At 65.9% G+C, this 25,082-nt stretch carries 24 protein-coding genes; 11 read left to right on the forward strand and 13 right to left on the reverse strand.

The annotated features are described in order from the left end of the window. Nucleotides 1–39: 39 nt before the first annotated feature. The 4 genes from QHC78_RS17155 (at nucleotide 40) to QHC78_RS17170 (ending at nucleotide 3,586) form a co-directional block, all read left to right on the forward strand. Entirely contained in the window at nucleotides 40–921 is an 882-nt protein-coding gene (locus QHC78_RS17155; protein ID WP_319746694.1) for a TauD/TfdA dioxygenase family protein, read from the forward strand. A 62-nt stretch (nucleotides 922–983) separates the two neighbouring features. Further along, nucleotides 984–2,024 carry an ABC transporter substrate-binding protein gene (locus QHC78_RS17160; protein WP_319746695.1) on the forward strand — a complete coding sequence of 347 codons (1,041 nt, stop codon included), beginning with the start codon at nucleotides 984–986 and terminating at the stop codon, nucleotides 2,022–2,024. 2 nt (nucleotides 2,025–2,026) lie between these two features. Further along, the gene (locus QHC78_RS17165) at nucleotides 2,027–2,806 is read left to right on the forward strand and encodes an ABC transporter ATP-binding protein (RefSeq protein WP_319746697.1); all 780 of its coding nucleotides are present in this window, start codon (nucleotides 2,027–2,029) and stop codon (nucleotides 2,804–2,806) included. A gap of 3 nt (nucleotides 2,807–2,809) precedes the next feature. Further along, the gene (locus tag QHC78_RS17170; RefSeq protein ID WP_319746698.1) at nucleotides 2,810–3,586 is read left to right on the forward strand and encodes an ABC transporter permease; all 777 of its coding nucleotides are present in this window, start codon (nucleotides 2,810–2,812) and stop codon (nucleotides 3,584–3,586) included. A gap of 43 nt (nucleotides 3,587–3,629) precedes the next feature. Here QHC78_RS17170 and thpR read toward each other — a convergent pair whose 3' ends face one another. Beyond that, nucleotides 3,630–4,187 carry an RNA 2',3'-cyclic phosphodiesterase gene (gene thpR / locus QHC78_RS17175; RefSeq protein ID WP_319746700.1) on the reverse strand — a complete coding sequence of 186 codons (558 nt, stop codon included), beginning with the start codon at nucleotides 4,185–4,187 and terminating at the stop codon, nucleotides 3,630–3,632. 121 nt (nucleotides 4,188–4,308) lie between these two features. Between thpR and QHC78_RS17180 the strand changes: the two genes are divergently transcribed. Continuing rightward, entirely contained in the window at nucleotides 4,309–5,109 is an 801-nt protein-coding gene (locus QHC78_RS17180; RefSeq protein WP_319746702.1) for a hydroxypyruvate isomerase family protein, read from the forward strand. On the opposite strand, the gene cobA is transcribed toward QHC78_RS17180, so the two are convergent. Genes cobA through nirB form a run of 4 tightly spaced genes read right to left on the reverse strand, consistent with a single transcriptional unit; the run spans nucleotide 5,081 to nucleotide 11,344 of the window. Continuing rightward, nucleotides 5,081–5,827 (reverse strand): uroporphyrinogen-III C-methyltransferase, encoded by a 747-nt coding sequence (gene cobA, locus QHC78_RS17185; RefSeq protein WP_319746704.1) that lies wholly within the window; start codon nucleotides 5,825–5,827, stop codon nucleotides 5,081–5,083. The genes QHC78_RS17180 and cobA overlap by 29 nt on opposite strands. 25 nt (nucleotides 5,828–5,852) lie before the next feature. Then, entirely contained in the window at nucleotides 5,853–8,561 is a 2,709-nt protein-coding gene (locus QHC78_RS17190) for a nitrate reductase (protein WP_319746706.1), read from the reverse strand. 15 nt (nucleotides 8,562–8,576) lie between these two features. Then, nucleotides 8,577–8,903: a nitrite reductase small subunit NirD gene (gene nirD / locus QHC78_RS17195; RefSeq protein ID WP_319746708.1), complete on the reverse strand. Its 327-nt coding sequence runs from the start codon at nucleotides 8,901–8,903 to the stop codon at nucleotides 8,577–8,579. Continuing rightward, the gene (gene nirB, locus QHC78_RS17200) at nucleotides 8,900–11,344 is read right to left on the reverse strand and encodes a nitrite reductase large subunit NirB (protein ID WP_319746830.1); all 2,445 of its coding nucleotides are present in this window, start codon (nucleotides 11,342–11,344) and stop codon (nucleotides 8,900–8,902) included. The genes nirD and nirB overlap by 4 nt, the downstream gene beginning before the upstream one ends. Nucleotides 11,345–11,844: 500 nt before the next feature. Here nirB and QHC78_RS17205 point away from each other — a divergent pair, with 500 nt between their 5' ends. The 5 genes from QHC78_RS17205 (at nucleotide 11,845) to QHC78_RS17225 (ending at nucleotide 17,295) form a co-directional block, all read left to right on the forward strand. Beyond that, nucleotides 11,845–12,816: a Bug family tripartite tricarboxylate transporter substrate binding protein gene (locus QHC78_RS17205; RefSeq protein WP_319746710.1), complete on the forward strand. Its 972-nt coding sequence runs from the start codon at nucleotides 11,845–11,847 to the stop codon at nucleotides 12,814–12,816. A 163-nt stretch (nucleotides 12,817–12,979) separates the two neighbouring features. After that, nucleotides 12,980–13,906, forward strand: a complete 927-nt coding sequence (locus QHC78_RS17210; protein WP_319746833.1) for a LysR family transcriptional regulator — start codon at nucleotides 12,980–12,982, stop codon at nucleotides 13,904–13,906. A 133-nt stretch (nucleotides 13,907–14,039) separates the two neighbouring features. Continuing rightward, a complete protein-coding gene (locus tag QHC78_RS17215; RefSeq protein WP_319746712.1) occupies nucleotides 14,040–15,212 on the forward strand; it encodes an enolase C-terminal domain-like protein in 1,173 nt (390 codons plus the stop codon). Between the two features lie 63 nt (nucleotides 15,213–15,275). Then, entirely contained in the window at nucleotides 15,276–16,292 is a 1,017-nt protein-coding gene (locus tag QHC78_RS17220) for a Bug family tripartite tricarboxylate transporter substrate binding protein (protein WP_319746713.1), read from the forward strand. A 4-nt stretch (nucleotides 16,293–16,296) separates the two neighbouring features. After that, complete coding sequence (locus QHC78_RS17225) at nucleotides 16,297–17,295, forward strand: ABC transporter substrate-binding protein (RefSeq protein ID WP_319746715.1); 999 nt, start codon at nucleotides 16,297–16,299, stop codon at nucleotides 17,293–17,295. On the opposite strand, the gene QHC78_RS17230 is transcribed toward QHC78_RS17225, so the two are convergent. The 5 genes from QHC78_RS17230 to QHC78_RS17250 form a co-directional block, all read right to left on the reverse strand. Continuing rightward, nucleotides 17,292–18,455, reverse strand: coding sequence for a CmpA/NrtA family ABC transporter substrate-binding protein (locus QHC78_RS17230; protein WP_319746717.1), 1,164 nt, complete (start codon nucleotides 18,453–18,455; stop codon nucleotides 17,292–17,294). The two genes, QHC78_RS17225 and QHC78_RS17230, sit on opposite strands and share 4 nt — an antisense overlap. Nucleotides 18,456–18,472: 17 nt before the next feature. Continuing rightward, a complete protein-coding gene (locus QHC78_RS17235) occupies nucleotides 18,473–19,048 on the reverse strand; it encodes an ANTAR domain-containing response regulator (RefSeq protein ID WP_319746719.1) in 576 nt (191 codons plus the stop codon). Nucleotides 19,049–19,158: 110 nt separating this feature from the next. Continuing rightward, entirely contained in the window at nucleotides 19,159–19,962 is an 804-nt protein-coding gene (locus QHC78_RS17240) for an ABC transporter ATP-binding protein (RefSeq protein ID WP_319746721.1), read from the reverse strand. A 15-nt stretch (nucleotides 19,963–19,977) separates the two neighbouring features. After that, nucleotides 19,978–20,907 carry a nitrate ABC transporter permease gene (gene ntrB, locus QHC78_RS17245; protein WP_319746722.1) on the reverse strand — a complete coding sequence of 310 codons (930 nt, stop codon included), beginning with the start codon at nucleotides 20,905–20,907 and terminating at the stop codon, nucleotides 19,978–19,980. A gap of 24 nt (nucleotides 20,908–20,931) precedes the next feature. Then, entirely contained in the window at nucleotides 20,932–22,230 is a 1,299-nt protein-coding gene (locus QHC78_RS17250; protein WP_319746724.1) for a CmpA/NrtA family ABC transporter substrate-binding protein, read from the reverse strand. 199 nt (nucleotides 22,231–22,429) lie between these two features. Here QHC78_RS17250 and QHC78_RS17255 point away from each other — a divergent pair, with 199 nt between their 5' ends. Further along, nucleotides 22,430–23,794 carry a multidrug effflux MFS transporter gene (locus tag QHC78_RS17255; RefSeq protein WP_319746726.1) on the forward strand — a complete coding sequence of 455 codons (1,365 nt, stop codon included), beginning with the start codon at nucleotides 22,430–22,432 and terminating at the stop codon, nucleotides 23,792–23,794. On the opposite strand, the gene QHC78_RS17260 is transcribed toward QHC78_RS17255, so the two are convergent. The 3 genes from QHC78_RS17260 to grxD are packed head-to-tail and all read right to left on the reverse strand — an operon-like array spanning nucleotide 23,795 to nucleotide 25,048. Next, on the reverse strand, nucleotides 23,795–24,184 hold the full coding sequence (locus QHC78_RS17260) for a hypothetical protein (protein WP_319746728.1): 390 nt from the start codon (nucleotides 24,182–24,184) through the stop codon (nucleotides 23,795–23,797). Further along, entirely contained in the window at nucleotides 24,181–24,699 is a 519-nt protein-coding gene (locus tag QHC78_RS17265; protein ID WP_319746730.1) for a nucleoside 2-deoxyribosyltransferase, read from the reverse strand. The genes QHC78_RS17260 and QHC78_RS17265 overlap by 4 nt, the downstream gene beginning before the upstream one ends. Nucleotides 24,700–24,721: 22 nt before the next feature. Beyond that, the gene (gene grxD, locus QHC78_RS17270; protein ID WP_319746732.1) at nucleotides 24,722–25,048 is read right to left on the reverse strand and encodes a Grx4 family monothiol glutaredoxin; all 327 of its coding nucleotides are present in this window, start codon (nucleotides 25,046–25,048) and stop codon (nucleotides 24,722–24,724) included. Nucleotides 25,049–25,082 lie beyond the last annotated feature (34 nt).

Genomic DNA, 25,082 nt, shown 5'->3' on the forward strand with positions numbered 1-25,082 from the left:
GCCGAGCGATCGGTGCACCTTTGACGAGGAGTACGAGAAGTGGATACCCCTGCATGGTATTTCGAGCCGATTGCCGGTGCGCCCTTGGGCGCGGTGGCACACGGTGTCGACGTGGCCAACGCCGGCGAGGCGTTCTTTGAGGAACTGCCCCGCCAGCTCGCCCGCCACGGCGTGATCGTTTTCCGCGACCAGCATCTGACGCCCGAAGCCATCCAGGCCGTGGCAACCCGCCTCGGGCCGCTGGAGCCCAATGTGCTGGACCAGTTCTGCATGCCGGGCCACCCGTTCATCTACATCCTGTCCAACATCGTGGAGAACGGCCGTCCCATCGGGTCGTCCACCGATGGGTATGGCTGGCACACCGACCAGGCGTACTACGCGCATCCCACCGCGTACACTTTGCTGTACGGCATCGAGGTGCCGCCCGAAGGCGCGGACACGCAGTTCGCCAATACCCGCCTGGCCTACGAGGCCCTGCCGCCGGAGCGCCAGTCAGCGCTGCAGAAGCTCCGGACGGAACACTCGTACATGAAGATGATGATAGACCGGGCCAAGAAACCCGAGTTCGCCGGCAAGGTGCCGATGCCGACCCCCGAGCAGCAGGCCAAGGTGCCTGACGTGGTCCAGCCGCTTATCCGCCGTCATCCTGTCGACGACTCGCTGAGCCTGTATCCGGGCGGCCAGACCGTCAAGCGCGTGGCGGGTATCGATGATGATGCTGCTGGCGTTGCGTTGGTACAGGAATTGCTTGATTGGTGCACGAACGAGCGCTTCCAGTATCGGCATGTCTGGTCCGCGCGCGACCTCGTCATCTGGGACAACCGCTGCACCGTGCATCGCGCCACGCCCTACGACAAGGAGCGTCATCGGCGCCTGATGTGGCGCCTGAGCGTGACCGGGGAACGGCCTCTGGGCCCGTGAGAAACGACCGCCTCGCCGGCATGGGCCGGCGCCAACCGCATTGATTCGTCACCGAGGCCATCATGAAGAAATTGTTGTCGGGCGTCTGGGCCGCCTTTGTCCCATCCTTGTCGCTTGCCGGGCTACGCGCCGCGGCGTTGGCTGGAGCCGCCATGCTGTCGGTGGCGACCGCTTCTGCCGCGGACCGCGTGGTCGCGCAAATCGATTGGCTGCCATCGGGCGACAAGGCACCGTTCTATGTAGCGCTGCATGAGGGTTTCTTCGCCCAGGAAGGGCTGGAGGTGACCTTGCAGACCGGCCGCGGTTCGGCCGATGCGCTCACCAAGGTTGCCACGGGCGTGGCCGATATCGCCAGCTCGGGGCTCAGTGCGGTGCTGAGCGCAGCCGCCAAGGATCCGATCCCGCTCAAGGTCGTATACACGGTTTATACCGAGGCGCCCGATTCGTTCTTCGTCGTCAAGGGCAGCGGCATCCGTACGCTCAAGGACCTGCAGGGCCGCGCCGTGGCCGCCACGGCGCTGTCGACGTCGCGTGTCCTGATGCCGCTGGTGCTGGAGCGCAACGGGTTGTCGATGGACCAGATGAAGCTGCAACTGGTCGATGCCAACGTGCTCATGCCCATGCTGGCGTCCGGCCGGGTAGACGCCATTTCGAGTTTCCGTACCCAGCTGCCGCTGGCCAATTCGCTGCTCAAGCCACGCGGCAAGGAAGTCGAGGCGCTGCCGTGGTCGTCGTTCGGGCTGGAGACCTATGGCATGGTGCTGGCGGCGTCGGACACCATGATCAAGGAACGGCCCGAGGTGCTCAAGCGCTTCTTGCGTGCGTTCCACAAGGCAGTGCTGCTGTCCCTGAAGGACCCTGCCGTGGCGGGGCGGGCTTTGAAGAAGTCGGCACCGGAGATCGATCCGGCTGTTGCCGAAGCGCAGTTCCGCGCATCGATGCCGTTGATCGACAACGCCATCAGCCAGCGCGATGGCATCGGGACGATCGAGCCCGGCCTGCTCAAGAAAAGCTGGGGCTGGGTCGCGGCATCCGAGCACTATCCGGCGGACAAGATCGATCCTGAAAAAGTCGTGTCGCGCATCAAGTGGGCGGACAACTGACGATGGACGCCCCGGTTATCGAGCTGCAAGGGGCGGGCAAGACCTTCGTATCGAGCGATGGTGCCCAGACGACGGCGCTCCAGGATATCGACCTGACAATAGGCAGGCATGAGTTCGTCGCGCTGATCGGGCCATCGGGCTGCGGCAAGTCGACGCTGTTGCGGCTGGTGGCAGGGCTGCTGCCGGTGTCGTCGGGCACGGTCAGCATTTATCGCCAGCCCGTGGTCGAACCGCGCGACGAGATCGGTATCGTCTTCCAGCGCCCCACCTTGCTGCCCTGGCTGAATGTCGTGGACAACGTTGCGTTCCCGGTCAAGCTCAAGACCGGACGGGTGGACGCGGGGACCCGCGAGCGCGCCCGGGAGCTGGTCAGGATGGTGGGGCTGGCGGAGTTCGAGCATCGCCTGCCCGACGAGTTGTCGGGCGGCATGCAGCAGCGGGTCGGCATTGCGCGTTCGCTGCTGCACGACCCCGACATCCTGCTGATGGACGAACCTTTCTCCGCGTTGGACGCATTGACGCGGGACGAGATGAGCCTGGAGCTGTTGCGCATCTTGCGCGATACGCCCAAGACCGTGGTTTTCGTGACGCACTCCATTCCCGAGGCGCTGTTGCTGGCTGATCGCATCGTGGTCATGCAGTCGCGGCCGGGCCGGGTGCACGAGGTTATCCCGGTGCCGTTTCCGCGGCCGCGTTCGCTCGATACGCTCATGGACCCGCGGTTCAACAGAATGGCCAACGACATCCGCGCGCAGGTGTTCACCCGAAGGACGGAAAGCTAGACCATGCCCGTGTTGCTCAGATTCGCCCACCGCTATGCGCCGCTGATAACTGCCATCGGCCTGGTCATCGCCTGGGAGCTGGTGTGCCGCATCTTTTCCGTGCCGTCCTACGTGTTTCCGTCGCCGTCCGAGATCGTCCAGGCGGCCGGTACGTTTACGGGGCCACAGCTTTTCAATCACTTCCGCAGCACGGTGGAAGTGGTGATCGTCGGGTTCCTGGCGTCGATCGCGATCAGCTTCCCCGTGGCCGTGATGATTACCCACTCGCCGCTGCTGTCGCGCACCATGGTGCCCATCCTGGTGGTGATTCACTCCACGCCTATCGTCGCCGTCGCACCCATTATCGTGGTGGCGCTGGGCGCGGGGGTCCTGCCGCGCGTGGTGATTACCTGCCTGATCACGTTCTTTCCGCTGGTGATTTCGCTGGTGACCGGGTTGCGGTCCACGCCGCCCGAGATCCTGGAACTGTCGCGCTCGCTGCGCGCGTCGCGCAACCGGGAGTTGTGGTTCATTCGCATGCCCTTCGCCGTCCCGTACATCTTCAGCGCCTTGAAAGTCTGTATCACCTTGGCGGTGATCGGGGCCGTGGTGGGCGAGTTCGTCACCGCCGAGAGCGGCCTGGGCTATCTGATCCTGTTCTCGACGTCGATGATGAAAATGCCGCAATCCTTTGTGGCGTTGGCCATCCTGGTGGTCCTGAGCCTGGTCCTCTACCAGCTGATCGAAGTGGTGGAGCGGCGCTGGTTCGCCTGGAGCCTGCCCAAGCGCGAGAACGCTTGATCATGCCGGGAGCGCCGCCGGCGGCGGCATCCCGGCCCCGCGATCAGTGGAGGTCCAGGCGGAACAGCGCCTGGTAGCGCACGCCCGTGCCTGGGGCGGCGGTGCAATACAGGCCCAGGGTATCGAACCGTGCCGAGGGAAAGGGGCCGGCCGGGGCCGGCAGGGCCGGCGCCGGCTGGCCCGGTTTGAAGCGGGCCAGCGTGACGTGAGGGCGGAACGGGCGGCCTTCCACCGGCAGCGCCATGTCGCGCAACAGCGCGCGCGTTGCGCCGACCAGCTGCCGCAGCGGATCGGGCAAGGCGAATCCGGCTACCGCCACGCGTGGGCGGGCCGGGTGGGGCCACAGTTCCAGCGACGTCAATGCCAGGTCCGGCAGGCGGTGGGCCATGGGCGTCAACGCGGCGTGCAAATGCGCTTCGTGGTCGGCCGTCAAGGTGCCCAGGAAGGCCACCGTCAGGTGCAGATCGGCCGGGTGCAGCCGTGCCGGGGGCAGGCCGGCACCCAGTTCGGCCAGCCAGGCCCGGGTAGGGGCGTCCGGCCCTAGAGCGATGAAGCAGCGGGACCGGGTTGCGGGCGCTTGGCGTGGGAAGGGCGTCGGCATGGCGGGGATCAGAAGGCTAGCGCATCATTCTTGCATGAACGCCCAGGCCGTGGCGCGGGGAGCTGGGCGCCCGAGGCCCTTAGCTCGTAAACTGCCGCCTAGTCGTCCACGGTGCATAGCCATGATCCGATTCTCGGCCAATCTTTCCATGTTGTTTCGCGAAGTCCCCGAGCTGGAGCGGCCGGCGGCGGCCCGCCGTGCCGGATTCGAGGCGGTCGAGATGCAGTTTCCCTATGACCACGAGGCCGTGCAATGGCGGGCGGCGCTCGATACGGCAGGGGTGGAGCTGGTTCTGTACAACATTCCCGCCGGCGACTTCATGACCGGGGGCCAGGGGCTGGCCGGCGTGCCGGGCCGGGAAGACGCTTTCCGCGAGGCGGTGGCCCAGGCCGCGCAAGCCGCGCGCGTGCTGCGGCCGCGCAATGTCAATGTGCTGGCGGGATGCCCGGGCCCCGAGCACGATCGCGAGCGCTGCCTGGATACCTTGGCGGCGAACCTGCAATATGCTGCCCGAGTAATGGCCGATATCGGGGTGGGTGTCGTGATCGAAGCCATCAATTCGGTCGACCGCCCGGGGTACTTGATCGACCGGACGCAGGCCGCGCTGGCGGCTATCGACCGGGCCGGGCATCCCAACCTGCGCCTGCAGTACGACATCTACCATATGCAGGTCATGGAAGGTGATTTGATCCGCACGCTTCGTACCCATTGCGCGCGCATCGGCCACATCCAGTTCGCGGACAACCCGGGACGGCACGAACCCGGTACGGGCGAGATCCATTTCGGCCATGTATTTGCCGCGCTGGACCAACTGCCGTACGACGGATTCGTCGGCGCCGAATACCTGCCGTCGCGGCGCACCGAGGACACGCTGGATTGGCTGCAGGGCGGCTTCAGGCGCTCTGCCGAAACGGCACGGTAGCGCGGGCCCGGGCCAGGCCTACCGCATCGCCCACCAGGATGATCGCGGGGCTGCCCATCCCTGCCTGGCGGGCTTGCGCCGCTAGCCCGTCGAGCCGGCTGACCAGGGTCGTTTCGCGCGGGGTCGACGCCCACTGCACCACGGCGGCCGGCGTGGATGCCGGCATATGCGCGAGCAGTTCCGTGGCGATTTGCTCGATGCGCTGCATGCCCATGTAGATCACCAGGGTGGTCCGGCTCCGGGCCAGCGCCGACCAGTCGGGCGATGCGCCGTCCTGGGTATGGGCGGTGACGAAGCTGACACCGTGGCAGTAATCGCGATGGGTGAGGGAGATGCCCAGGGAGGTTGCGGCCGCCAGGCCGGAGCTGATGCCGTTGACCAGTTCGACCTCGATGCCGGCCGCCTCCAGGAACGCGATTTCCTCGCCTGCGCGGCCGAACAGCAGCGCCTCGCCGCCTTTCACTCGCACCACGGTCTTGCCTTGCAGCGCGTAGCGGCGCATCAGGCGCTGGATGAAGGCCTGCGGCGTGGAACGGCAGCCGCCGCGCTTGCCCACTCGCAGCACGCGCGCGCGCGGGGCCAGTTCGACGATGTCGGCGCAGACCAGCTCGTCCAGCAGCAGTATGTCGGCAGCCAGCAGCGCGCGCACCGCTTTGCGGGTCAGCAGCTCCAGATCGCCCGGCCCGGCCCCCAGCAGTATCACTCGTCCTTTGTCCATGTTCCTATCCTTGTCCTTTCATCGTTCAGGCCGACAGCCGCGATCCGGCGCATAGGCGCGACAGCTCGGGAACGCAAGATCCGCACACCGTGCCGCAGCCCAGCGTCATCTTGAGCGCCGGCACGTCGGCGCCTCGGGTGATGGCCGCCTGGATGGCCGATTCCGGCACGCCTTGGCATTGGCAGACGATGCGATCGCGTATCCCGCCATTGCTGTCCGGAGTGAAGACGCGCAGGCGCGACCCTGTCCATGCCGCGCCGTCCAGCAGCCGTTGCGCGAGCGCGTCCGCCTGGCTCACATCCCCGGCAAGGAAGAAGGCGTCGAGGCGGTCTCCCTGCCACCGGGCGGCTTTGCGTACGCCCCGGCGTCCGTCGCGGTATTCGAGGACGTCGGGGCTGGCGTCCATGTCCAGCGCTTGCGCCACCGCTTCCAGCCAGGCCTCGTCGACCGTGGCCAATGCGGCAGTCAGGGTCAGCACCGCACGCTGCATGTCGCCACGCATGCCCAGCGCGGCATAGCCGCACGGCGCCAGCAAGGGCTGCAGCCGCGCGCGGCGGGCCAGGGCCTGCGCTTGGCCGTCGACACGGATGGCCGCGCGGACCCGCCAGCCGAGCTCGGTTTTCTCGATCCTGACTGCGCTGTGCTTGAGCTCGGGCTGGAACGAACGTGGGTCGACGGCGGCGTTGCATACTTCGTTGACCCCGCCGCTGTTCAAGAACTGACCGTTCCAGTGCATGGCGGCGAATACGCTGCCCGAAGGCAGGTCCTCGGTCAGCCGCAATGGCAGCACCAGGACGCCATCGCGGCTTTGTATGCGCACCAGTTCGCCTTCGGCCAGGCCACGGCGGGCGGCGTCCGCCGGGTGCATGTCCAGGGTCGGTTCGGGCGCATGCGAGAAGGCCGGCGCGATCCGGCCCGTGCGGCTCATGCCGTGCCATTGATCGCGCAGCCGCCCGGTCGTCAGGTGAAAAGGATGCCGGGCGCTGGTTGCCGCCGCCACGGGGCGGTAGGCCACGGGCTGGAAGCATGCGCGGCCCGACGCGGTGGCGTAGCGGCCATCGGTGTAGCGCCGCGCGAGTCCTTGCGATGCGCCGGCCGGATACGGCCATTGCTGCGGCCCTTGCGTTTCCAGCAGGCCGTAGTCCAGGCCTCCGATGTCGAGGTCGCGGCCGCGCGTCAGGGCACGGTGTTCCTCGAAAATCCGGCCCGGGTGCTCGTACGGAAACAAGTCGGGGGTGCCGGGCTTGAGCAACGCCTGCATGCGCCGCCCGATTTCCGCCGCGATCCGCCAGTCGGGCCGGGCCTCGCCGGGCGGCGGCACCGCCGGCCGGACGCGGGAGATGCGCCGCTCCGAGTTCGTGACGGTACCTTCCTTCTCGCCCCAGCTGGCGGCCGGCAGCAGCACGTCTGCGAAGGCCACCGTATCGGTATCGGCATAGGCCTCCTGCACGATGACCAGTTCGGCACGGCGCAGCGCCTGCCGCACGGCTTCCAGGCGCGGCAGGGAATGCGCCGGGTTGGTACATACGATCCAGACCGCCTTGACCTGGCCCGCGGCAAGGGCGTCGAACATGTCGACGGCGGTCAGCCCCGTGCGTCCCGATACCTGGTCCACGCCCCAGAAGGCGGCGACTTCGGCGCGGTGGGCCTCGTTGGCAATGTCGCGGTGGGCGGCAAGCATGGTGGCCATGCCGCCCACTTCCCGTCCTCCCATGGCGTTGGGCTGGCCGGTCAGCGAGAAGGGGCCGGCCCCCGGACGGCCGATCTGCCCGGTCGCCAGATGCAGGTTGATGAGCGCCAGATTCTTGTCCGTACCGCGGGCCGACTGGTTCAGGCCCATGCAGTAGAGCGACAGCGTGGCCGGGCTGCGGGCGAACCACTCGGCGGCATCGCACAGGTCTCGTTCGCGTATGCCGCACACCGCGGCGGCGGCAGCGGGCGTGGTATCGCGTACCAGGCGCTTGACGGCATCGAAGCCTTCGGTGTGATCGGCGATGTGGGCTGGGTTTAGCCAGCCCTCCCAGATCAGGTGGTGCAGCATGCCGTTGAACAGCGCAACGTCGGTCCCGGGCTGTATCTGCAAATGCAGGTCGGCCATCGCTGCGGTGTCGGTCCGCCGCGGGTCCACGACGATCCAGCGCGTGCCGGGCCGCGCCTCGCGTGCCGCTTCCAGCCGGCGATACAGGACGGGGTGGGCGTAGGCCATGTTGCTGCCCGCGATCAGCACCGTATGCGCATGGTCCAGGTCTTCATAGCAGGTGGGCGGGCCGTCGGCGCCGAGCGCGAGCTTGTAGGCGGTGACCGCGCTCGACATGCAGAGCCGGGAATTGGTGTCGATGTTGTTCGTGCCCACCAGCCCCTTGGCCAGCTTGTTGAAGACGTAGTAGTCCTCGGTCAGCAACTGGCCCGAGACATAGAAGGCGACCGCGTCGGGACCGTGGCGGCGCACGATGTCGGCCAGGCGCGTGGCCACGTGGTCGTACGCCGCGTCCCAGTCCACGGGCTGGAGCGGCGCATCCCGCTGCGGGCGCCAGGACGGAACCAGTGCCCGCCCGGCATGGCTTTGCGCAGTCTGCGCCAGCGAGAGGCCTTTCGAGCAGAGGCGGCCCGCATTGGCCGGATGGTCGGGGTCGCCCCGTACGCCCACAATGCGGTCGCCGACACTGTCGATCAGCACTCCGCAGCCGACGCCGCAGTAGCAGCAGGTCGATGCGGTGGTACGCGGTTGGTCCATGGGATGCTCCACCGTTCAGCTCAGGTCCAGATAGACGATGCCCTCGTGCACCCGCACGGGGAAGCGGCGCACGCAGCCTTCGTCGGGCGCCTTGGCCTGTCCGTCCTCGAGCCCGATCTGCCAGCCATGCAGCGGACACGTGACCGACTCACCGTGCACGATGCCTTGCGACAGCGGCCCGTTCTTGTGCGGACAGCTGTCCTGCACGGCGAACACCTTGTCCTGCGCGGTGCGGAATACCGCGAGGTTGCCGCTCGGGCGTTCCACCACGCGGCTGCCCAGCCGGGGAATCTCGTCCACCTCGCACAGGCGGATCCAGGGTGCGTTGGCGGCATTCATCATGCAACCTCTTCGGAAGCCAGTTTCAGGGGGATGTATTCGCGTGCGGCCTTGCCCTGGACCCGTTCTGCCCATGGGTCGCGCAAGCCTTCCAGGGCATAGAGCAGGCGCTCATACAGCGCCTTGCGGCCGGCGGCATCCTCGACGATCCGGCGCTTGACGTAGTCCAGCCCCACCCGGCCGATGTAGTGCACCGTGCGGTCCAGGTAATAGGCTTCTTCCCGATACAGCTGCAGGAAGGCGCCGGTGTACTCCTTGACCTCTTCCGGCGTCTTGACCTTGGCCAGGAACTGGGCGACTTCGGTCTTGATGCCGCCGTTGCCCCCCACGTAGAGTTCCCAGCCGCTGTCGACGGCGATCACGCCGACGTCCTTGATGCCCGACTCCGCGCAGTTGCGCGGGCAGCCCGATACGGCCAGCTTGACCTTGTGCGGGCTCCACATGTTGGCCAGCATGGTTTCGAGTTCTATGCCCATTTGCGTGCTGTTCTGCGTGCCGAAGCGGCAGAACTCCATGCCGACGCAGGTTTTCACGGTGCGGATCGATTTACCGTAGGCGTGGCCCGAGTTCATGCCCAGGTCGCGCCACACCGAGACCAGGTCTTCCTTCTTCACGCCCAGGAGGTCGATGCGCTGGCCGCCGGTGACCTTGATCATCGGGACCGCGTACTTGTCGGCCACGTCCGCGATGCGGCGCAGCTCGTCCGAATTCGTTACGCCGCCTTTCATCTGCGGAACGACCGAGAAGGTGCCGTCCTTCTGGATGTTGGCGTGCGCCCGTTCGTTGATGAAGCGGCTTTGCGGGTCGTCCACCGCTTCGCGCGGCCAAGTGGAGATCAGGTAGTAGTTGATCGCGGGGCGGCAGGTGGCGCAGCCGTTGGGCGTGCGCCAATCCATGAAGGCATAGACCTCGGCATGGCTGAGCAGCTTGTGCTCCCGGATGGCCTGCCGAAGTGCCTGGTGGCTATGGTCGGTACACCCGCATACCGCGCGCGTCTTGGGCGCTTCCTGGAAGTTGGAGCCCAGGGTGTTCATCAGTATCTGTTCGACCAGCCCCGTGCACGAGCCGCAGGAGCTCGCGGCCTTGGTGTACTTCTTGACGTCGTCCACGGTGAACAGGCCCTGGTCCTGGATGGCCCGCACAATGGTGCCCTTGCAGACGCCGTTGCAGCCGCACACCTCGTCGCTATCCTGCATGGCCGCGGCGCGGCTCTGTCCCTGTACGCCGGTATCGCCCACGCTGGATTCGCCGAACATCAGGCGGTCCCGCAAATCGCCGACGGCGCGGCCTTCACGCAGCAGCTTGAAGTACCAGGCGCCATCCACGGTGTCTCCATAGAGGCACGCGCCCACCAGCTTGTCGTCCTTGATCACCAGACGCTTGTAGACACCGCCGGCGGGATCCGAGAGCACGATGTCCTCGGTATCCTTGCCGCCGCTGAAATCGCCGGCGGAAAAAAGGTCTATGCCGGTTACCTTGAGCTTGGTCGACAGCACCGAGCCCTTGTAGCTGCCGTAGCCCAGCTCGGCCAGGTGGTTGGCGGCGACCTTGGCCATCTCGAACAGCGGCGCGACCAGCCCATAGGCGGTCCCGCGATGATTGACGCATTCGCCCACGGCGTAGATGCGCGGATCGAAGGTCTGCAGCACGTCGTTGACCACGATGCCGTTGCGGCAGTGCAGGCCCGCAGCTTCCGCCAGCGCCGTATTGGGCCGGATGCCCACGGCCATGACCACCAGTTCGGCCTCCACTTCCTCGCCATCCTTGAAGCGCACGCCCCGTACCCGCCCCGCATCGTCCCCCAGGATCTCGCTGGTCGAGCGCCCAAGCAGGAAGTTCAAGCCGCGCGCCGCCAGGGATGCTTCCAGCATCTTGCCGGCGGTGCGGTCGAGCTGCCGTTCCAGCAGCCATTCGCCCAGGTGCACCACGCTGACGTCCATGCCGCGCAGCTTCAGGCCGTTGGCGGCTTCCAGGCCGAGCAGCCCGCCACCGATGACGACCGCCCGCCGCTTGGTCCGCGCCGCGGCGATCATTTCTTCGGTGTCGTGGATGTCCCGATACGTAATCACGCCGTCCAGCTCCTTGCCAGGAATCGGCAGGATGAAGGGGTTCGATCCGGTTGCCAGCAGCAGCCGGTCGTAGGCAGATTCGTCGCCGTTGGCGGCCACCACCACGCGCCGGCGGCGGTCGATGCGGACGACCGGCTGCCCAGTATGCAGCGTGATGCCGTTCTCCTCGTACCATGCCAAGGGGTTGAGTACGATGTCCTGGAAGCTCTGCTCGCCCGCGAGCACGGGTGAAAGCAGGATGCGGTTGTAGTTGGGATGCGGCTCGGCGCCGTAGACCGTGATGTCGTATCGGTCGGGCGCGAGTGCCAGCAGTTCCTCCAGCGTGCGGATGCCGGCCATGCCGTTGCCCACCACAACCAGTTTCGATCTGTTCATCATGTTCGACTCGGTCAGACAGTTCCGGAAACGAAAACGGCGTCCCGCCGCAGCCATGCTGCGAGGGGACGCCGTTGTCCTGGTGCGGGCCGCCGGCTGCGCCGTGACCCTGGGTTCGATCGCGGCACGCATGGTGCCGCTAGCTGGGTTAAGCAAGGGGCGTGCCGGATTTTGAAGGCAGGGGCGTGGGCCGGGAGCACCAGCCTAGTGCGATAGCAGCAGGTATCGCACTGCGGCAGGGCAGTGCCGCACAGCGAATGTGCCGGCAGGTGCTTGGGGGCATGCAGGGAGGCCGGCGGCCATTTGTTGAGTTGAACTTAAGGCCGGATTAACTGCGACTGCGTTGCAGGAGCGCGATCAGCGGGCAAAATCCTCCTTCGACGCCTGGACCCGTGTGATGAAACAGCGGGCCATGAAAAACAGACCGCCGTAAAAACGGCGGCGTGCGGCAGAACCGGGACGTTGTTCCGCTGTGCTGCCGCAGGAACAGGAGACAAAGAATGCTGCAATTGAAGCGCCGCCCGGCCATTGCGCTGGCGGCCCTGTGCATGCTGGCACCGCTGTCCGCTCTGGCGGACTATCCTTCGCGCCCCCTGACGTTCATCGTCAATTTTCCCGCGGGCGGCGCGTCGGACAGGATGGCCCGCATCTTCGGCCAGGCCCTGGCCGAAGAGCTGCGACAGACCGTTGTCATCGAGAACAAGCCAGGGGCCGCCGGTGCCATCGGCATGGTGGCCGCGGCGCGGGCCGAGCCGGACGGCTATACCTTCACGCTGGGTGCCTTGTCGACGTCGATCACCCAGCCGCTGATCACGAAAACACCGTACGACATGAAGCGCGATTTCACCCCGATTTCGCTGATTGCGCTGGCGCCATCGGTGCTGGTCGTCCCGGCCGCGTCGCCGTTCAAAACCGTGGACGATATCGTGGCGGCAGCCAAGGCCGCGCCGGGAAAACTCAATTTCGGGTCCGGCGGGATAGGCACCTTTGCCCAGCTGACCGGAGAAATGCTCAACCAGGTCGCTGGCATTCAGACCACGCATATTCCCTACAAGGGAGGCGGCGAGGCCTTGAAAGACGTCATCGCCAACCGGATCGACATGATTACGCTGGAACCCCCCAACGCCATGCCTCAGCTGCGCGCGGGCACCCTGCGTGCCATCGCCTATACCGGCGCGCGGCGCAGCCCGTTGCTGCCTGACGTGCCGACCTTTATTGAAAGCGGCTACAAGGACCTGGTAGGAACCAACTCGTGGGCTGTCTACATGCCGGCCGGGGTTCCCGGAGCGGTTGTCGAGACGTTCCACAAGGCGCTGGTCAAGGCCATGGAAAACCCGCGGCTGGTCGCCCAATTTGCCGAATTGGGAGCAGAGGCCGTGCACACCACTCCTGGCGAGCTACGAGAGTTTGTCGCAGCCGAGACTGCCCGTTACGCCGCGATCATCAAGAAAGCCAAGATCCATGCGGACTGAACGACTTGTGACGGCTGAGGGGCCGGACCGGCGGCTCCCGGCTGTATTGGCCCCTGGCGGCATGGGCGGCGATAGCGGCCCCGGCCATGCCTCTCCATGGACAGGGTGTGACCGCGCCACTAGAGTTCACGTTCACTTACGTGAACTCTATCAGCGACAGACCATGGGCAGCGAAATTCAACCGGCAGATCTCGGCTTCTTCTCTACTTTGGTCAGCGCGGGAAGCCTCAGTGCCGCTGCGCGGGAACTGAGCATCACGACAGCCGCTGTGAGCAAGCGGCTCGCTCAAATCGAGGCGCGCGCGGGGCTGCTGCTCGTCAACCGCACCACGCGCCGGCGTATGAGCCTGACTCCCGAGGGCGAGCTCTACCTGAAGCACGCCCGCCGCATCCTGAGCGAGATCGACGACATGGCCGAGTTGCTCAGCGGCGCCAAGGCTTCGCCCAAGGGACTGCTTCGCGTCAATGCGACGCTGGGTTTCGGCCGCCGCCATGTCGCTCCCCTGGTTTCCAAGTTCGTTCGCGCGCATCCGGACGTCGAGGTCCAGCTTCAGCTATCCGTTCACCCGCCGGCGCAGAACGACGATTTCGATGTCAGCATCCGGTTTGGCGCGCCGCCTGAAACCCGGGTCATCGCCAAGCATCTGGGCCCCAACCACAGGGTGCTGTGCGCGTCACCCGCCTATATCGCCAAGCATGGCATGCCAAGGACACTGGAGGATCTGTCCCGGCACAATTGCATTGGCCTGAGGCAGGGGGACAAGGGTTACGGCATCTGGCTTCTCGCCCATAATCGCGCCGAAAAGAACGAAGCACCCCTGGCGGTGAAGATCCGCGGCAACTTGAGCACCAACGACGGGGAAATCGCCGTCAACTGGGCATTGGAAGGCCACGGCATCATTTTGCGCGCCGAATGGGATGTCGGCCGTTATTTGCGGAGCGGACGCCTGGTCCGCGTCATGCCCGATTTCCACGTGCCGGATTCCGACCTCTATGCGGTCTATCCCCCGCGGCACCAGCTCGTCGCGCGTGTGCGGGATTTCGTCGAGTTCGTCGCGAAGGAATTTTCGAAGCAACGGCACTCGACCTGAAGCAGTCACAACCCGCCTGATTGGCTACGGCCGGCGTCCCCGATGGGGACACCGCGGCCTTCCTCGTACCTTCAACCCCGCGTGCCTGCGCCCCACCCGCGCATCAAGTGCACGTCCAGATGGAGAGAACTTCGTGAGAATCGTCGACGTTCGCGCAAAAACAGTGCGCGTGGAAACCAATATGTTCAATGCCCGCGGTTCGCGGGTGAACTCTGCCGCAACGGTGGTCGCAGCCATCACCGACGTGATCCGCAATGGCAAGCCCGTTATTGGCTTCTCGTTCAGTGCCACGGGTTTCCAACCCCCCACCCATCAGCTCAATGAACGCTTCATCCCCAAGCTGCTCCAGATGGGAGAAGAGGAGCTCGCGATCGACCCCCGGTACTTTGACCCAGCGGCGACGCTGAAGGCCCTGAAGAAGAACGAAAAACTGGGCGGCGATGGTGAGCGGGCCACCGCGATAGGCACCCTCGAATGCGCGGTATGGGACGTCGTGGCCAAGCTCGCCCAGGTGCCGGTTTATCGACTCGCCGCCGACCGGTATCGCGGCGGCCGTGTCGCCGACAAGGTCGAGTGCTACGTCGGCGGCGGCTGGTATAGCCCAGACAAGAACGTGAAGGATCTGAGCGATGAAGTGCAGAAGTACCTCGACATGGGTTATCGCACGGTCAAGATAAAGGTGGGTGGTGCTCCCCTTGTCGACGACCTCAAGCGGGTCGACGCCGCCTTGGCCGTCGTGGGCGACCCGGCACGCCTGGCCGTCGACGCGAACTCAGGGATAGCGCCCGGGCGCCTGCCTGAATTCGCCCAAGCGCTGAAGAACTACGGGCTGCGCTGGTTCGAGGAGCCTGTTCATCCGAACGACTACCAGGCTAATGCCGAGTTCATCGCCATGTACGGGAACCCCGTGGCGACCGGCGAAAACCAGTTCTCGTTCGAAGAGCTGCGCAACCTCGCCCGCTACGGCGGCATGCGCCCCGGGACCGACATCCTGCAGTGGGATATCCCTCATGCCTATGGCATGCACGAGGCCGCCAATATCGTGCGGATGCTGGCCGAATTCGGCTGGTCTACCGCCTCGATGGTGCCCCACGGCGGCAATCAAATATCGCTGAATGCTTCGGCCGCCTTCGGTTTCGGCGCATGCGAATCGTATCCCGATGTATTCGGCGTGCTGTCGGGGTATGCGGACGACCTCGAGGTGGTTGATGGCCATATCGCCATCGGCCAGTGGGAAGGGTTCGGCTTCGAGGGCCAAGCCGCCCTGTTCGCCAAGATGAGAGAGCTGGTTCCCGAGTATGACTGATATGCGGGCACGCTTGTGCCTCGCTCCTTCCAGCCATGCCACCACGATACAAGGAGACAAGAAATGAGGAGTGATCGAGCGTTTTCCCCGGCCCGGCGCACGCTTCTGGCCGCCGGTGCCACCACCTTGGCCAGCGGACTGGGACTGCGGCACGGCCCAGCCGAGGCCCAGTCGGCCAGCTACCCTGGCCACCCTATCACCATGGTCGTGCCTTTCGCCCCCGGAGGGGCGACCGACGTGCCCGCGCGCATCATCCAGCCCAAGCTCGGCGAAATTCTCGGGCAGCAAGTCGTTGTCGATAACCGCGATGGTGCGAACGGCATCATCGGACTGAATCAGGTGGCGCGCGCCAAGCCGGACGGATACACGATTGCGCTGACCAACGTAGGGTCGATGGCGGTCAATGAGCATATCTACAAAGACATGCCGTTCAAGCCGCTGACCGACTTGGCCGCGGTCAGCCTCGTTTGCGACATCCCCGGGATCGTGGTGGCCAGCAAGAAGTTTCCGCCCAACAGCATGGCCGAACTGCTGGCCTACATCAAACAGAATCCGGGCAAAGTCACTTTTGCTTCGCCTGGCGTGGGCAGCGTCAATCGGCTTCAAGTGGAAGAGCTGGCGCTCAGCCATGGCTTGCAACTGCTGCATGTTCCCTACAAGGGCGGCGCCGGTCCCATGACGGATCTTATGGCGGGCCGCATCGACTTCATGTTCCTGGCCCTGGCGACCGGCCTGCCCCAGATAAAAGGCGGACGGATTAAGGTCCTTGGCGCGTCCACGCGCCAGCGGCTGCCGCAATTGCCTGACGTCCCCACCCTGGCAGAGCAGGGGTTTCCCAAGAACGTCACGTCCTCGTGGCAAGGGGTGTTCGTGCCGGCTTCTACGCCGGCCCCCGTCATCCAGACGCTATACGACGCACTGGTGCGAACGGTGAACGATCCAGGTGTTCAAGCGGCCATGGCGGAGGCCGGCCTCATTCCCGTCACCAGCGCTTCGCCCAAGGCGTTCCAGGACTTCGTCGCTGCCGACAGTGCCAAATGGGGCGATGTCGTCCGGCGTGCGAACGTGCGCGCGGAGTAAGCGCATGGCCAAACTCAGGGTGACGGTTGCCACTACGGTGACCGACCGCACGCAGGCTATCCTGGACGGCCGCATTCCGATCAATGGTTGTGACGTCATCCCGCTGCCGGGCGGAGCGCAGGATATCTTCCGGCGCACGTTGAACGACAAAGCATTCGATATTGCCGAGCTATCGATGTCGAGCTACCTGGTCGCAGCCTCGCGAGGCGACCAGGACTACGTGGCGATCCCCGTCTATCTGTCGCGGGCATTCCGCCACTCATCGATCTACATCCGCAAAGATCGGGCCATTGCATGCGGAGCGGATCTGGCGGACAAGCAGGTCGGCGTCATCCAGTACCAGCAGACGGCCGGGCTATGGGTTCGCGGCATCCTGCGCGACGAGCACGGGCTGGACACGGCGCGAGTCCGCTGGCGTACCGGTGGACTGGACGTCCCCTCTACCGCCGGCGAACGGACCCGCATTCAACCGCCGCCAGGCATAGACCTGCAACCGATAGCGGCACACAAGACATTGAACGGCATGTTGATCGCGGGAGAGCTGGATGCGCTGATTGTGCCGCCCGTACCGGCTTCGATGCATACGCACCCAGAATTGGTGGGCCGTCTTTTTCCCGACCACGTGGCGGTCGAACAAGCCTATTTCCGTCGAACCGGCATTTTTCCCATCATGCACACCGTGGTGATTCGCCGCGAACTCTGTGAAGCGTACCCTTGGCTGCCGAGGGAGGTCTACGATGCCTTCACCACCGCCAAGGCGCAGGCGCTGACCGAGTTGGGGCAGGCCAATATCAATCGCGTTGCGCTGCCTTGGATTGCGGCGGATACGGCCCGCGCCCGCGAGGTCATGGGCGACAGGATGTGGGCCTATGGATTGACTGCCAGCCGGCACGAACTTGACGCCATGCTGCGCTACTCGGAAACGGACGGCCTGCTTTCGCGCACCATGAAGCCGGAGGACCTGTTTCATCCCAGTACCCACCGGCTTGCCGACCGCCATTAGGCTTTGATGTCGAAGCCGCCCGCATACGCAGCCGCGTCGCCGCCGTCCCAAATCTTGCCGTCGATCAACCGGCTCGACCGCTTGGTGTCGGCCGGCACGGCGACACCAAGCTGCGAGGCCGCTTCGCGATACAGGTCGAGCCGGTTGATGGCCCGCGCCACTGCCAGGTAGTCCGGCTCGTCCCGTAGCATGCCCCAGCGCCGGTACTGCGTCAGCAGCCACATGCCGTCCGACAGGTAGGGGAAATTGGCCTGGCCGTCGGCAAAGAAGCGTATGCCGGGGGCGCTGCCGTCCGGTGCCTTCTCCGGCAGCAGGCGCGAGGCGATGACCTCGCGCGGGGCGTCGACGAAGTCGGGCAGCGCCAGCCAGGAAGCCGCTTCTTCCCGGTGGGCGGGAACGTCGAGGTAGCGGCATGCCTCCAGCAGCGCCATGATGAGCGCTCGCGCCGTATGCGGATGGCGGTCGGCGAAGTCGCGGGTGCAGGCCAGCACCTTCTCGGGGTGGTGAGGCCAGACCTCGGAGGTCAGCGCGACGGTAAAGCCCTTGCCTTCGCTTTGCGCCAGCGCGTTCCAGGGCTCGCCCACGCAATAGCCGTCCACGTCGCCGCGACGCAGCGCATCGGCCATCTGGGGCGGCGGGATGACGACGCTGCGCACGTCGCGCAGCGGGTCGATGCCGTACGCGGCCAGCCAGTAGTAGAGCAGCATGGCGTGCGAGCCGGTCGGGAAAGTGTGCGCAAAGGTGTACCGGGCTTCCGATCCGTGGATGAAGCGTGCCAGGGACGCGCCGTCGCGCGCACGGGAAGCCAGCGCCTGCGACAGGGTGATGGCCTGGCCGCCCTGGTTGAGCGACATCAGTATGGCCATGTCGTGCCGCGGGCCGCCCAGGCCCAGCTGTATGCCGTAGCCGAGTCCGTACAGCGCATGCGAGGCATCGAGCTCGCCCGTCAGCAGCTTGTCGCGCACCGCCGCCCACGACGGCTGGCGCTGCAGAATGATTTCCAGCCCGTACTTGCGGTCATACCCCTTGGCCACCGCGATCACCAGGGGGGCGCAGTCGGTCAGTGCAATGAATCCTACGCGCACCTGCCGCTTTTCCGGCGCATCGGATCCGGCGACCGCGTGGCCCGCAGGCGTCGTGGAAGGAGAGGAAAGGGACATCGGGAATTCTCCGGTCGTTAACCCAGCAGGTCGGACATCGACAGCAGCTGCCGCGCGACGTCTCCCAGCTTGGCGCCTTGCTTCATGGCCTGGCCGCGCAGCAGCTCGAAGGCCTCGGTCTCGCTCAACCCGCGCTTGTCCATCAGCCAGCCCTTGGCGCGGTCGATATCCTTGCGGTCGGCCAGCTGCTGTTCGACATCCGCCAGCCGGCGGCGCAGCTTGTCCTCCTCGTCGAACCGGGCACAGGCCACTTCCAGGATGGGCGCCAGCTTGGCCGGCGCCATGCCGTCGACCACATAGGTCGTGACGCCGGCCCGGACCGCGGCGCGGATGATGGATTGGTCGGCCACGTCGGAGAACATGACCACCGGGCGCGGTGCGGCGGCATTCATGACCGCCAGCTGTTCCAGCGTGTCCCGGGTGGGCGATTCGGTGTCGATGATGATCACGTCGGGCCGTTGGGTCTCGACCGCATGCAGCAGCGCGCGGGCGTGCGCGACGTCGGCCATGATCTCGTAACCCGCGCGCTGCAAGGCCTCGCGCAGCTCGGCGATGGGCTTCTCGGTATCGTTGACGAGCAGGACTCGGGGCATGGGTCTGGTTCAGGCAATCGCCGGTAAATCCGGGGCGGGCGGCGCGCCGCCTCTCATGCAAATATAGCGCCCCGCGTCTCGCCGCGTGCGCGGCGGCGTGCCGCCGGCCGTCACGCGGCCTCGCGCCGGGCAGGATGGCTTTGCTTGCGGTACAGGAAGTCGATGACCGCCGCCCGGCAGGCATGGTAGTGCTCGTCGTCCGCCAGCGCGACCCGATGCCGCGGCCGCGGCAGGCGCACTTCGAGGGTCTCGCCTATGGTGGCCGCCGGTCCGTTGGTCATCATGACGATCCGGTCCGACAGCAGGACCGCTTCGTCGACATCGTGCGTGACCATAATGACCGTGCTTTTCGTCTTGGAGACGATCTCCAGCAGTTCGTCTTGCAGGTGGGCGCGCGTCAGCGCATCCAGCGCGCCGAAGGGTTCGTCCATCAGCAGCACGTCGGGCTCGATGGCCAGGGCCCGCGCAATGCCGACGCGCTGTTTCATGCCTCCGGATATTTCATGGGGCAGCTTGTGCTCGGCGTGCCCCAGCCCCACCAGCTCCAGCGCCGCCAGCGTGCGTTCCCGCAGCCGCGCCTTGCTTTCGCTGGCGCCGAACACACGTTCGACGCCCAAGTGGATGTTCTTGTAGCAGCTCAGCCAAGGCAGCAGCGAATGGTTCTGGAAAACGACCGCGCGGTCAGGGCCCGGGCCGTCGATCTCCCGGCCGGCGCACAGCAGCACGCCCGAGGTGGGGCGGGTCAGCCCTGCGACGAGATTGAGCAGGGTCGACTTGCCGCAGCCGGAATGGCCGATCAGGGATATGAACTCGCCCTTGGCGACCGCCAGGTCGATGTCGCGCAGGGCCACGAAATCGCCCTTGCGGGTCTTGAACACCTGGCCCACGTTTTCAATGCTGAGGAATCTTTCCATGAAGCGCTCCCGGGTTCAGTCGGCGTAGGTGAATCGCTTGACCAGCTGGGTCAGCATCCATTCCAGGATCAGGCCCACCGCGCCGATCACGAAAATCGCGATAACGATGTGCTCGACCTTCAGGTTGTTCCATTCGTCCCAGAGCCAGAAGCCGATACCCACGCCTCCGGTCAGCATCTCGGCGGCCACGATCACCAGCCAGGCGGTGCTGATGGAGAGCCGCACGCCCGTCAGCATGTAGGGCAGCACGGCGGGGAACAGCACCCGCGTCATGATCTTCCATTCCGACAGCTTCAGCACCCGGGCGACGTTCATGTAGTCCTGCGGCACGCGCGACACGCCGACCGCGGTGTTGATGATCATCGGCCAGATCGAGCAAATGAAGATGGCCCAGATCGCCGCCAGGTTGGCGGCCTTGAACAGCAGCAATCCAAGCGGCAACCAGGCCAGTGGCGACACCGGCCGCAGCAGGCTGATCACTGGCGAGACGACGGCGCTGACCGCGGCGAAGCGGCCGATGATGAAGCCCGCGGGAATGCCGACCAGCGCGGCCAGGCCGAAACCGATCGCGACCCGGCGCAGCGACGACAGCAGGTTCCAGCCTATGCCCTGGTCATTGGGGCCGTTGTCGTAGAAGGGGTCCGAGAACAGTTCCAGTGCGGCGCGGCCCGTGACGCCGGGCGAGGGGATCTCGGGAATGGCATTGGCAACCAATTGCCATCCCAGCACCAGCAGCGCAAAGCCCAGGCAAGGGCCCGCCACCGTCTTGACCAAGGTTTCCCAGAGGCTGCGCCAGTCGAGCCGCGCCAACAACGGCGGGCGGCTTGCGGCGGCCGGCGGAGTGGCGCTTGCGGCGGCGGAAACGTTGGCATGCAGGTCGATGACCTCGGCGACGGGCGTCGCCGCGGGGGCGGCGGTGGGAAGGGAGCGAACCGTGGCGGTCATGATGAGACTCCTGGGCGCAAGGGCTTAGGAAGCGTGGATCTTGAAGCCGTCGGCGTAGGCGGCGGGATTCTTGCCGTCCCACACCACGCCGTCGATAAGTTTGGACGAGCGCATCTCGGAAGCGGGGAGCGGTACACCTGCCGCGCTTGCCGCCTGCCTGTAGATGTCGATGCGGTTGACCTGCCGGGCCGTAGCCAGGTAGTCGGGATGGCTCTTGAGCAGGCCCCAGCGCTTTTGCTGGGTCAGGAACCACATGCCGTCCGACAGATAAGGGAAGTTGGCTGCGCCATCGTTGAAGAAGGTCATCGCGTGGGCGTCGTCCCAGGTCTTGCCCAATCCGTCGGCGTAGCGGCCCAGCATGCGGTCCAGGATTACGTCGAGCGCGGTGTTCACATAGGACTTGGCGGCAATGGTCTCGGCTGTCTTGCGGCGGTTGGCTGCGGATGCATCGATGAACTTGCCGGCTTCCAGCACCGCCGCGGTGACCGCGCGGGCGGTGTTGGGATAGCGCTGTACGAATTCCGCCGTGGTGCCGAGGACTTTCTCGGGATGGTCGGTCCAGATGGCCTGCGTGGTGGTGGCGGTATAGCCGATCTTGTCCATGATGGCGCGCGCGTTCCACGGCTCGCCGACACAGAAGCCGTCCATGTTCCCCACCCGCATGTTCGCCACCATCTGCGGCGGGGGGACGGTGATCACCTTGGCATCGCGCATGGGGTGGACGCCGTAGGCGGCCAGCCAGTAATAAAGCCACATGGCATGGGTGCCGGTCGGGAAGGTCTGCGCAAAGGTGTAGTCGCCTTTCTCGCTTTGCATCAGCTTGGCCAGCGAGGCGCCGTCGCGCGCTCCTTTTTCCTTCAGCTTGTTGGAAATGGTGATGGCCTGGCCGTTGTTGCTCAAGCTCATCAGCACCGCCATGTCCTTGCGCGGGCCCGCGACGCCCAATTGCACCCCATACAGCAGGCCGTACAGGACATGGGCCAGATCGAGTTCGCCGTTGACCAGCTTGTCCCGTACGCCGGGCCACGAGGCTTCCTTGACCGGCGTGATCTTCACGCCGTGCTTCTTGTCCAGTCCCAGCGCCGCCGCCATCACGACCGAGGCGCAGTCGGTCAAGGGAATGAACCCTATCTTGACGTCGGTTTTTTCCGGCGCGTCCGATCCCGCGGCCCACGCGCCGGCGCGCACCAGGGGATCGACCAGGCTCATGATGCCTGCCGCCGCACCGGTGCCCAGCAGCTTGCGACGCCGGTTGTCGGGGCCAGCCGGTGCGGGGGAGGCTGCCACGGCGGGCAACGCGTCGTTCGAGGTGTTCAGTTTCATCCGGCGCTCCAGGCAAAAAAAAACGTCCCGCGCGTCCAGGGCCAAGCCTTGGTCGCTGCGGAACGTCGTTGTTCCTACCACTGAGTTGTCTGCCGGCCTGCGTTGGCCGGTGATGCGCTTCAAGCAATAGGTGTGCCATTTGCAGAAAGAACGGGCGGTGGGCGGAATAACTCGTTTCTGATCAATGACTTGGAGATGCATGTCCACGTCCGCGAGCCGCCCCGCCGGCGTGCATCGGCCCCATCGGACGCGTCCAACCTTGTGCGCCGCACCAAGCAAGTGCCGCGGTGCCCCAGGCGCGTCGCAGCGGGCCGCAGCGGCGATCGGACACGGTAAACTGTCCGCCATGCGTATCCGTCCCGACTCCGCGGCGTTCGTGCTGCTTCTGGCTGCTTTGTCCGCGTTGCCGGCTCTGTCCACTGACATGGCGCTGCCCGCGCTGGCGGCCATCGGCGCCGATCTCGATGTCCCGCCTTCCAGCGCGGCGCTTACCCTCAGCCTGTTCCTCGCGGGTTTCGCCATCGCGCCGCTCGCTTATGGTCCCCTGGCCGACCGCTACGGCAGGCGGCCCATCGTCCTGTTCGGCGGCGTGCTGTTTTCGGCGGCCAGCGCGGCCTGTGCGCTGGCGCCCAACCTGGCCTTGCTGCTGGCGTTCCGGGTCCTGCAAGGCGTAGGCGCCGGCGCGGGCTCGGTCATGGCGCTGACCATCGTGCGCGACTTGTTCCAGGGCCACATTGCGCGAGCCCGGCTATCGTACGTCGCCACGATGCGCATCGTCGCGCCCATGATCGCCCCGACGCTGGGCAGCTGGGTCATGTACTTCGCGGGATGGCGCTCGATCTACGGCGTCATGGCGCTGGCCGGCCTGGCCTCGACCTTGGCGGTGTATCTCGGCATGAGCGAAACGCGGCCAGCCGGTACCATCGCGGCCCGCGGGACGGTGGGTTCCCTGCTGCGTACGTACATGCGGGTGCTGCGCAATCCCACCTGCCTGGGCAACACGCTGGTCAACGCATTGACCTTCGGTTGCCAGTTCGCCTACATCACCGGTTCGCCGCTCTTGATGATGCAGCTGCTGGGCATGTCTCCCCAGGCATTCGGCGTGGTGTTCGCGATGACAGCATTCGGGATCATGGCGGCCTCGCTGATCAATGGGCGCCTGAACGCGCGCGGCGTGGCGCCTCACAAACTACTGTCCACGGGCCTGGCCTTGTCCAGCTCGACCAGCGTGTTGCTCGCGATAATGGGGTTCACCGGGGCGCTCTCGGCCTGGACCCTGGTGCCGCTGCTGATGATCAACACGTTCTCGTTCGGCATGATTGCGCCCAACGCTTCGCATGCGGCGGTCGAGCCGCTGCCTGAAGTGGCCGGCGTTGCGTCGGCGGTGGTCAGCTGCGTGATGATGGGGGTCGGCGCGCTGTCCGGCGCCCTGGTGACTTTCCTCTACGACGGCCACAGCGCCCGCGCCATTACCGGCATCATGGCGGCCTGCGCGCTGTCGGCGCTGGCCATCTACGCGTTCTGGGTACGCCGCCTGCCGGCGCCCGCCCCGCGCGGGGCCTGATCAGCGCAGCACGAAGCCGCCGACCTTGCCTTCCTGCAGGTTCAGCGTGCCGATCAAATCGTCGCCGCCATCCTTGAAAGTGATTTTCCAGAGCGAGAACTCGTACGCTTGCTGGCGGTAGTCCCCCAGCCGCTGCACTTGGTAGCCCGCATGCAGGCGCGGGCCCAGCTGCGCAGCCACGGCGTCGAACTGCCCGCGATCGAGCTTGGCGAAATCGCTGCTGCCCACGGCTACGAACTGCTGGTAGTTCTTGGCTTCGATGGCAGACAGCAGGGTCTTGAGCATCCGGGTTTCCGTCTCCACGGCGGCCGGGTCGGCTGCCGCTGCCAGCGGGGCGTGAAGTACGGCGGCGAGCGCCAAGCCAATAATCGCATTGCGCGGGATGCTCATGCCGTCTCCGTGGATAGGGGGGTTGCGGGCTGTGCCGCGGCGATGCTGCGCAGGCAGTCTTCGGCGCCGCCATGGACGAGGGTGACGCTGCACGCCAGCATGAGGTTTACGCTCAGCCCGAAATCTTCGACGCGGAAGCCGTGGTCGTCGGCAGGGCTGCCATCGGGGCCGACGTGCGTGGCCACGCGTTGGATCAGCTCCCGTCCGTCCTCAGTATAGGCCCACACCTGTTTGCCCCGGGCCGCCGCATAGCCCACCTCGAAGGCGGTGCCGGAGTCGGGCTCGTGGCCGCGGAACGGTGCAAGGTTCGCCATGACGATGTCGGCCCCGTCCAGCAGTTGCAGGTTGGCGCGGTAGATAGCGTCCGCGGCCTCCTTGCCCGCGCCGCGGGGAGCCGGCGTATCGAGCGGGAACAGGCCCTCGAACCCATGGCGGGCGCAAAGCTGCTTGAGCCGTTCGCCGTGCGCCTGGGCGTCGGCCCGGAAGACGTCCGGCCCGGCAAGGTAGATCTTCATGGCGCCGTGCCGGGTGTGGGTATCAGGCCAGCACGCCGGCGTCGGCCAGCAACTGCTTGAGCTCGCCCGTTTCGTGCAGTTCGGCCAGGATGTCCGAGCCGCCGACGAACTCGCCCTTGATATAGAGCTGCGGGATGGTCGGCCAGTTCGAGAATTCCTTGATCCCCTGGCGCACCTCGTCGTCTTCCAGCACGTTGACGGTGGTCACCTGCCGCACGCCGTTGGCCTTGAGCAGCTGGATGGCCCGGCCGGAAAAGCCGCACTGGGGGAACTGGGCGGTGCCTTTCATGAACAGCACCACGGGATTCTCGGTAACGGTTTGTCGAATGAAATCTTGGACGTCGCTCATGGCGATCCTCGTACGGAAAGAAAGGTGATAGGTC

The organism is Pigmentiphaga sp. (assembly GCF_033795525.1).
Taxonomy (GTDB): domain Bacteria; phylum Pseudomonadota; class Gammaproteobacteria; order Burkholderiales; family Burkholderiaceae_B; genus Pigmentiphaga.